We start from the raw sequence: 8,627 nt of genomic DNA on the forward strand, positions 1-8,627 counted from the left end.
CCGTCCGCCCCGCCCCCGGGCCGGGCGTCTCAGGAGACGGTGCGGGGGATGTCCTGCTCCGCCCAGACGACCTTCCCACCGGGGGTGCGGCACGAACCCCAGTTGCGGCTGAGCATGTTGACCAGCTGCAGGCCGCGCCCGCCCTCGTCGCTGAGCTCCGCGTGCTGGATCTGGGGCAGGTCGGGACCGGTGTCGGACACCTCCAGCGTCAGCCTCTCGTGCCGCATCACACGCAGCTGCCCGGGCCCGCCGCCGTACCGCAGGGCGTTGCCGACCAGCTCGCTGACGACCAGCTCGGCGATGTCGGAGAGCTCCTCCAGGCCCCACAGGGCGAGCCGCTCGGTGACCAGGGAGCGGGCCACGGACGCGGCGGTGCCGTCCGGCGGCAGCGGCCACACGCACAGGTCGGTGCCCGGCGGCAGCTTCCCGCCGGCGGCCACCAGCAGGACGGACTCGTCCAGGCGCTCCCCGCTCCCCGGCGCGATCCCGTCCGGATCCCGGTGCTCCAGCAGCCGCTCCACCAGTTCCGGAGCGGTCTTCGCCAGCTGCCGGAGCTGTACGTCGATGTCCCCCCGGCGCGTCTTGACCAGGCCGTCGGTGTACAGCACCAGCCGGCTCCCGGCCGGCACCCGCACGGTGGCCGCGTCGTAGGGGATCACCCCGGCGCCCAGCGGCGCCCCGGCGGGCACCTCGACCCGCGAGACGGTGCCGTCGGCGTCCACCAACAGCGGCGGCATGTGCCCCGCGCCGGCGATGGTGCAGCTCGCGGTGGCCGGGTCGTAGACGGCGCACAGGCAGGTGGCGACCTGGTCGTCCTCCAGGTCGCGGGCGGCCAGGTCCAGCCGGGCCAGTACGCGGTCGGGGGCGGTGTCCAGGGCCAGCAGCGTGCGGCCGACCGTGCGCAGCCGCCCCATCGTGGCCGCCGCGGGCACCCCGTGGCCCATGACGTCCCCCACCACCAGGGCCGTCCGGCCGCCGGGCAGGGCGACCACGTCGAACCAGTCGCCGCCGACTCCGCTGGGGTCGAGACTCGGCGTGTAGTGGGTGAGGACCTCCAGGCCCGGTGTGTTCGGCGTGGCGCGGGGCAGCAGGCTGCGCTGCAGGGAGAGGACGTGCTCGCGCTCGCGCCCGTAGAGGCGGGCGTTGTCGATGAAGACCGCCGCCTTGGAGGCCAGCTCCGTCGCCAGTTCGACGTCGGCGCGGGTGAACGGGGGGCTGCCGGGACCGCGGATGAAGTCGGCGACCCCGAGCAGCACACCGCGTGCGGTCAGCGGCACGGCCATGTAGCTGTGCACTCCGGCCTGGCGCAGCTTGGCCGCCGCGCTGGGGGTCGGGGCCACCCGTGCGTAGTCGTCGCGCCTCATCCGGCTCAGCAGGACCGGCTCCTGGGCGCGCAGGCAGTGGACCGAGAGCAGCGTCTGTGGGTGTACGGAGAGTTCGCCGGGCTCGTCCGGTTCCAGGTCCTCCATCTCGACGACCGAGGACACCGCGACGGCCCGGGTGACCGGCGGTTCCGGTCCCGTCCACCGCTCGCCGCCCCCGCCGCGCAGCACCGACTCCAGCAGATCGACGGCCGCGCCGTCGGCCAGCCGGGGGACGGCGAAGTCGGCCAGTTCCTGCGCGGTCCGCTCCAGGTCGAGCGTCGTGCCGATCATGGTGCTCGCCTGGTTGAGCCACGCCAGGCGGCTGCGGGAGGCGCGGGGGCGGGCCAGGGCGGCGGTCGCGCGGCGCATGCGCACGGGCGTCCGGCCGCTCCGCACGGGCCGATGCCGCCGGTGGCCACCGCTGCCGTTCGCTGTCACGACTCTCCCCACTCGCACCCCGCCACTGGTGCCTCAAGGGTCTTCCAGGCCGTGGGCGGCGGCTTGTCGGGAAGAGGGGCGTTGAGCCGAACGGAGGCGTCTGTTCCGCTTCCGTCGGCCCGCCCCGAGGCTCAGCGACCGTTGACGGGTGCCGATCATCGCACACGGCCGCCGGCCGCGGACCGCTTTCCCAAAGTTCCCGGAGTTCCGGGCCTTCCGCGACGAGGATCGCCGCCCTGCCTTTCGAGGGTAGGGCAGCCGCCCCCGGAGCGCCCCCGGGGAGCGGGGGAGGAGCGGTTCGCGGCCCCCGGTTCTTGACGCGCCGTCGGCCCGGTGGCTTGATGTCCCTGTTGGGAGCGCTCCCATTCAATCGGAAGGACAACCGTGCGCAGCAGAGACCTCTTACGGGCGGCTTCGGCCGCCCTGATCGTACTGCTCGGCTTCCTCGGCCCGCTGGGAGCGGGCACCGCGGCCGCCGCCCCGGCGGGCGCCGTCGCGGAGCCGGTGCGGATCATGCCGCTGGGCGACTCCATCACCGGCTCGCCGGGATGCTGGCGCTCGCTGCTGTGGAACCGTCTCCAGGAGGCGGGCCACACGAACGTCGACTTCGTCGGAACGCTCGGCCCCCAGGGGTGCGGGCAGCCCCACGACGGTGACAACGAAGGGCACGGCGGCGCGCTGGTGACCGATGTGGCGAGCCGGAACCTGCTGCCGGGCTGGCTGTCCGCCACTCGGCCGGACATCGTTGTCATGCACTTCGGGACCAACGACGTCTGGAGCAACCGCTCGCCGGAGACCATCCTCGCCGCCTACAGCACCCTGGTGGACCAGATGCGGGCGAGCAATCCGGACATGAAGGTCCTCGTCGCGCAGATCATCCCGATGAACCCCGCCACCTGCGGTGAGTGCGCCCGGCGCGTCGTGGCGCTCAACGAGCGGATCCCGGACTGGGCCCGCTCCGAGAGCACCCCCGAATCGCCGGTGATCGCGGTCGACCAGTGGACGGGCTTCAGCACCGGGAGCGACACCTACGACGGTGTGCACCCCAACGCCTCAGGGGACGAGAAGATCGCCGCCCGATGGTTCCCGGCCCTGGCCGACCTGCTGGCGGGGGGCGGCTCCGGAGACCCGGGCGACCCGGACGAGCCCGGGGATCCGGACGACCCCGGCCGGGACGAGGCCGCCTGCACCGCCTCGCTCCGCGTGGCGTCGAGCTGGCAGGGCGGCTACCAGGGCGAGGTGACGGTGAGCAACACCGGGACCGGGCCGATCTCGGGCTGGACGGTCCGGATCGCACCGGACGGGGACGGCCGGATCACCCAGGCCTGGAACGGAACCCTGGAAGCCGGTGCCGACGGTGCCGCCACCGTGCGCAACGCAGCCTGGAACGGGACGGTCCCCGCCGGAGGCAGCGCGTCCTTCGGCTTCGTGGCGTCGGCCGAATCCGCCTCGGCGACCGTGACCTGCGCCGCCACCGCGGCCTGACCGCGGTTCGACCGCGGCCGGGTTCGTACGGGCCGGAAGGCCCGTACGAACCCGGTGGGTCGGTGGGGTGCCGCCGGACGGGCGGCCGCCGCCCGGTCTTTCGGATTCCGTCGGAGAACCCGGCGCGGGAACCGGCCCGCAGGCACTACCATCCTCGACTGTCGAACGGATCTGCAATTACATCTGCGCTTGCAGATGTAATTGCAGATCTGTCGACGCCGATACGCGGAGCAACGGAACGTCATGGCCGTGGCCCGGTCCGAGGGGACGGCCGCGGCCGGTGAGGGGCGACAATGCAGCAGACCGTCAACGGCATGCCGGCCGCGGAGATCGAGGGCGCGGTGTGGCGCAAGAGCCGCCGCAGCAGTATGGGCAACTGCGTCGAACTCGCCCCGCTGCCGGACGGCGCGGTGGCCGTGCGCAACTCCCGCCACCCCGACGGCCCCGCCCTCGTCTACACCCGCGAGGAGATGACGGCCTTCCTGCGGGGCGCCAAGGACGGCGAGTTCGACGACATGGTCGGCTGAGCCGCTGCCGGGCGGAGGCGGAAGAAGAGCTTCCGGGGGGCCGGCCGGGCCCGGGGACACCCGGGGACACCGCTGTACGGCGCGGTGGCGGCAGTGGCACACTGAGTGTCTGTCCCTTCACTCAGGAGAGCACTCATGGCCGCCGGATCGAGCCACTCCTTGTCGATAAAGCGCTATATCGAGCACCCCAAGGGCAGTCCGACGGTGCTGCGCCTGGTGGTCGGCTCCCAGCTCCGGCGGCTGCGCAAGGAGTGCGGCATCGACCTGGAGGAGGCGGCCAAGGCGATCCGCGGCTCCACCGCCAAGGTCAGCCGTCTGGAGCGGGGCCAGGGCGCGTGCAAGGAGCGTGACATCGCGGATCTGCTCACGCTCTACGGTGTGCTGGACGAGGACGAGCGGGCGGACTTCCTCGCCCTGACCCGTCAGACGAACACCCGCGGCTGGTGGCACCGGTACAGCGACGTCCTCCCCGAGTGGTTCGAGCGGCACCTCGGTCTGGAGGAGGCCGCCTCGGTCATCCGCACCTACGAGGTGCAGTTTGTCCCCGGCCTGCTGCAGACGGAGGAGTACGCCCACGCGGTGACCCGCCTGTGCCACCCCCACGCCTCCGCCCAGGAGAACGACCGGCGGGTCCGGCTGCGCATGGAGCGGCAGGCGCTGCTCACCCGGCCGGACGCCCCGCGGCTGTGGGCGGTCCTGGACGAGGCCGCCCTGCGGCGCCCGCTCGGCGACACCGAGGTGATGCGCGGCCAGCTCCGCCACCTGATCGAGGCGGCGCGGCGGCCGAACGTCACGCTGCAGGTCGCGCCGTTCGAGACCGGCGGCCTGGCAGCGGTGGGCGGACCGGTGACGATACTGCGCTTCCCCGAGCCGGATCTGCCCGACGTCGTCTACCTGGAGCAGCTGACCAGCGCCCTCTACCTGGACAAGGAGGAGGACGTCGACCACTACCTGTCCATCATGGACCGGCTGTGCGCGGTCGCCGAGACCCCTGTGGACAGCGTGGGCTTCCTGGAGGGACTGCTGGAGAGGCTCGGCTGAACACAGGGGCGGGAGCGCCCCGTTCATCCGTGCGGGGCCGCCCTCCCCGAGGGGAGGGCGGCCCCGCACGTGGCCCGGCGGCAGAACTCAGGGCATGCGGGCGACGCCTCCGAACTCCTGCCACTCCCAGGTGCGCTGCCTGGGCCCCACGTCGGAGTCCGGGCGCCAGGTGGAGACCTCCACCAGGCCGGGCTCGAGGATCTCCAGCCCGTCGAAGAACCGCTCGACCTCGTGCGGCTCCCTGACCCTGCCCCAGTTGCCGCCGGTACTCCTGTCCATGAACTCGGTCACGGACCTGCGCGTCTCGGCGTCCTCGCTGACCAGCTGGCAGATCACGAAGAAGCTCCCCGGCGCCAGCCGGTCGGCCACGCGCTTGATCACGCCGGCCGGGTCCGCGGAGTCGGGGACGCAGTGGAAGACGGAGTTGAACAGGGCGGCGACGGGACGGTCGAAGTCGATCAGCCGGGCGGTGTCCGGGTGGTCGAGGATGCCGTCGGTGTCGCACATGTCCGCCTGGATGACGGTGGTGTTCTCGTTCTCCGCCAGCAGCGCGCGGCCGTGGGCCAGCACGATCGGGTCGTTGTCCACGTAGACCACGCGCGTGTCGGGATCCACCCGCTGCGCGACCTGGTGGACGTTGTCCTGGGTGGGCAGGCCGGAGCCGTGGTCTATGAACTGCCGGATCCCGTAGTCCCGGGCCAGGACGCGCACCACGCGCTGCAGGAAGCGGCGGTTGTTGAGCGCCAGCGCCTGGGTGCTGGGGACGACCTCCAGCAGCTTCTCGGCCGCCTCCCGGTCGACGGCGTAGTTGTTCTTGCCGCCCAGGTAGTAGTCGTACATGCGCGCGGCCGTGGGGACGGTGACGTCGATCTTGCTGGTGAGGGGTTCCCTGGACTGGTTCATCCGGGCCTTCACAACCTTCCGCCTGGGAGATGTGTCGAGATTGGGGCGGCACCCGCCGAGTGGGGCCCATGCTGCCAGGCGCGGCCCCTCCTCGCTGCGGAAAGGCGAACACCGGCCGACCGCTTTCCGCGGTGCGCCCCGGTGGCCCGGTCGAAAGCAACTCCCTTGACTCCGAGGCCGGTTGGGCGGAAGCGCGAAGCGCCGCGGAGCCGCGGGCGGACGGCGTCAGGCGGAGTCGCGGACGACGAGGGAGGTGGGGAGCACCATGTGCCGCCGCGCGCCGCCGGGTTCGCCGATCTCCCGCAGCAGCAGCTCGGTGATCGTCCGTCCGATCTCCTCGACCGGCTGCCGAACGGTGGTCAGCGGCGGGTCGGTGTGCCGGGCGACGATCGAGTCGTCGAAGCCCACCACCGCCACGTCGTCCGGCACCCGCCGCCCCTGGTGGCGCAGTTCGGCCAGGGCGCCCGCCGCCATCACGTCGGAGGCGGCGAAGACCGCGTCCAGCCGGGGACGGCGCTCCAGCAGCTCGCGCATGGCGGAGCGTCCGCCCTCCTCGGTGAAGTCGGCGGGGGCGACCAGCTCCCCGCCGGCCTCCCGTCCGGCCTCCTCCAGCGCGTCCCGCCAGCCCCGCAGACGGCTGTCGGCCACGTCCATGTCCGGCGGGCCGGTGATGGTCACGATCTCGCCCCGCCCGCGCTCGATCAGGTGGCGCACCGCGTCGCGGGCCCCTCCGATGTTGTCCGAGTGCACATGGTGCAGCGGCTCGGCCGGGGAGCGGCGCCCGGCCAGGACGGTCGGCAGACCGAGCTCCTCCAGCAGGCCGGGCAGCGGATCGTCGCGGTGCACCGAGACCAGCAGTACGCCGTCCACCCGGCGCGCGGTGAGGAAGCGGGTGAGCTGGTCCATCTCCCGCTGGTCGCGGACCAGGGTGAGCAGCAGCTGGATCTGGGTGCCGGCCAGGCCGTTGCTCACCCCGCGGATCACGGCGGAGAAGTAGGGCTCCGAGCCCAGCCGGCTCTCCGACTCGGGTATCACCAGGGCGATGGAGTCGGTCCTGCTGGTCACCAGTGACCGCGCCACGGAGTTGGGCACATAGCCCAGTTCGGCGATCGCCGTCTGCACCGCCTGCCGGGCCGCGTCGCTGACCAGGGTGGAACCGTTGAGGACCCGGGAGACGGTGGTGCGCCCCACCCCGGCCCGGGCGGCCACGGTCTTGATGGTCGGCCGCCGAGTGGCCCCCATGGCGTACCCGCCTCCTTCTGCTTCCGTCGCGCCGCGCACGGCGCTCACCAGCGCATTGTGCCAGACGGCCGTGCGACGACCGGTGTGGCGCCGGTGCTCGCGGGAGCCTCGGCGGGCAACGGATCCGGTCCCCGTCCTTGACAGCGGCCGCTCCTGGAGACAGTCTTCCACAACCTGATGGGAACGCTCCCACCTCCGAGTGGGAACGATTCCACCCGTCGGGCCCGTGCGGCCCGACGGGGCCGCACCGCGGTGATTTCCGTCGCCGCCCGCAAGGAGGACGCCATGGGCAGGGCCCGCAAGCTGTTCGGTACAAGAGTCGTGGCCGCCGCGTCGGTCGCCGCCCTCACGCTCGTGGCGGGCTGCTCGGGCGGCGGCGACAGCGGCGGAAAGACCGAGGACGGCAAGACCGTCATCACCATGGGGCTGTTCGGCGTCATGGGCATCAAGGAGACCGGCCTCCTCGAGAAGTACATGGAGGAGAACCCGGACGTCGTCATCAAGGCCGAGATAGCCGGCGACGAGCAGACGTACTACACCGCGCTGCAGACCCGGCTGGCCGCCGGCAGCGGTCTCAAGGACATCCAGGGCATAGAGGTCGGCCGCGCCAAGGAACTCGCCGACACCCGGGCCGACAGGTTCGCCGACCTCTCCGGCGTCCCGGGCACCGACCACTTCCTGCCCTGGAAGCAGAGCCAGGTCACCACCGGCGACGGCAGGGTGATCGGTCTGGGCACGGACATCGGCCCGATGGCGGTCTGCTACCGCAAGGACATGTTCGAGAAGGCGGGACTGCCCACCGACCGCGAGGAGGTCGCCGCGCTCTGGGACGGCGACTGGGCGAAGTACGTGGAGGTCGGCAAGGACTTCAAGGACGGCTTCAAGGGCGACGCCGCCTACATGGACAGTGCCAGCGGCCTGTTCAACGCCATGATCTACGGCAGCTCCGAGCAGTTCTACGACAAGAACGGGGAGCTGGTCTACCAGGACAACCCGGTCATCAAGGACGCCTGGGAACTGGCCACCGGAGCGGCCAGGGACGGACTGACCGCCAAACTCCGCCAGTTCCAGCCCGGCTGGGACCCGGGCCTGGCCAACAGCAGCTTCGCCACAGCCGTCTGCCCGGCGTGGATGCTCGCCCACATCAGCGAGAAGGCCGGCGAGGCCAACAAGGGCAAGTGGGACGTCGCCAAGGCCCCCAAGGGCGCCAACTGGGGCGGCTCCTTCCTCGGGGTCATGGAGGACAGCCCGGTGAAGGAGGAGGCCAAGAAGCTGGTGGCCTGGCTGACCGCGCCGGAGCAGCAGGAGCACATCTTCAAGGAGATCGGCAACTTCCCCTCCTCCGCGAAGGCCCTCGAGTCCCCGGCGGTGACCGAGGCGGAGTCCGAGTACTTCAACAACGCCCCGATCGGTGAGGTCTTCGGCGCAGCCGCCCAGGACATCCCCGACGAGCAGGTGCTCGGCCCCAAGGACGGCACCATCAAGGACACCTTCTCCCAGGGCCTCCAGCTCGTCGAGCAGGGCAAGAGCCCGGCCGAGGCGTGGGAGACCACCGACGAGCGCATCAGGAAGGCCGTCGACTGATCCCGCCTCCCTCCCGGGGCACCCCGGGGCCCCCGGCGGCCAC

At 72.2% G+C, this 8,627-nt stretch carries 7 protein-coding genes; 4 read left to right on the top strand and 3 right to left on the bottom strand.

Annotated elements, in window-relative coordinates; all coding sequences use genetic code 11:
- Positions 1 to 29: 29 nt before the first annotated feature.
- Complete coding sequence (locus L7D48_RS21945; RefSeq protein WP_237881642.1) at positions 30 to 1,733, bottom strand: SpoIIE family protein phosphatase; 1,704 nt, start codon at positions 1,731 to 1,733, stop codon at positions 30 to 32.
- Between the two features lie 453 nt (positions 1,734 to 2,186).
- Here L7D48_RS21945 and L7D48_RS21950 point away from each other — a divergent pair, with 453 nt between their 5' ends.
- The 3 genes from L7D48_RS21950 to L7D48_RS21960 all read left to right on the top strand — a co-directional run bounded on the left by L7D48_RS21950 (position 2,187) and on the right by L7D48_RS21960 (position 4,855).
- The gene (locus L7D48_RS21950) at positions 2,187 to 3,287 is read left to right on the top strand and encodes a GDSL-type esterase/lipase family protein (RefSeq protein ID WP_374493239.1); all 1,101 of its coding nucleotides are present in this window, start codon (positions 2,187 to 2,189) and stop codon (positions 3,285 to 3,287) included.
- A 293-nt stretch (positions 3,288 to 3,580) separates the two neighbouring features.
- Positions 3,581 to 3,814 carry a DUF397 domain-containing protein gene (locus L7D48_RS21955; RefSeq protein WP_237881644.1) on the top strand — a complete coding sequence of 78 codons (234 nt, stop codon included), beginning with the start codon at positions 3,581 to 3,583 and terminating at the stop codon, positions 3,812 to 3,814.
- A 135-nt stretch (positions 3,815 to 3,949) separates the two neighbouring features.
- Positions 3,950 to 4,855 carry a helix-turn-helix transcriptional regulator gene (locus tag L7D48_RS21960; RefSeq protein ID WP_237881645.1) on the top strand — a complete coding sequence of 302 codons (906 nt, stop codon included), beginning with the start codon at positions 3,950 to 3,952 and terminating at the stop codon, positions 4,853 to 4,855.
- Between the two features lie 87 nt (positions 4,856 to 4,942).
- Here the strand turns inward: L7D48_RS21960 and L7D48_RS21965 are convergent, their stop codons facing one another.
- Both L7D48_RS21965 and L7D48_RS21970 read right to left on the bottom strand, forming a co-directional pair.
- Positions 4,943 to 5,758, bottom strand: coding sequence for an SAM-dependent methyltransferase (locus tag L7D48_RS21965; protein WP_237881647.1), 816 nt, complete (start codon positions 5,756 to 5,758; stop codon positions 4,943 to 4,945).
- Positions 5,759 to 5,983: 225 nt separating this feature from the next.
- Positions 5,984 to 7,000 carry a LacI family DNA-binding transcriptional regulator gene (locus L7D48_RS21970; RefSeq protein WP_237881649.1) on the bottom strand — a complete coding sequence of 339 codons (1,017 nt, stop codon included), beginning with the start codon at positions 6,998 to 7,000 and terminating at the stop codon, positions 5,984 to 5,986.
- A 285-nt stretch (positions 7,001 to 7,285) separates the two neighbouring features.
- Here L7D48_RS21970 and L7D48_RS21975 point away from each other — a divergent pair, with 285 nt between their 5' ends.
- On the top strand, positions 7,286 to 8,584 hold the full coding sequence (locus L7D48_RS21975) for an ABC transporter substrate-binding protein (protein ID WP_237881650.1): 1,299 nt from the start codon (positions 7,286 to 7,288) through the stop codon (positions 8,582 to 8,584).
- The last annotated feature ends 43 nt before the right edge of the window (positions 8,585 to 8,627 follow it).

Source organism: Streptomyces sp. ICN903 (assembly GCF_022015835.1).
Taxonomy (GTDB): domain Bacteria; phylum Actinomycetota; class Actinomycetes; order Streptomycetales; family Streptomycetaceae; genus Streptomyces; species Streptomyces fenghuangensis.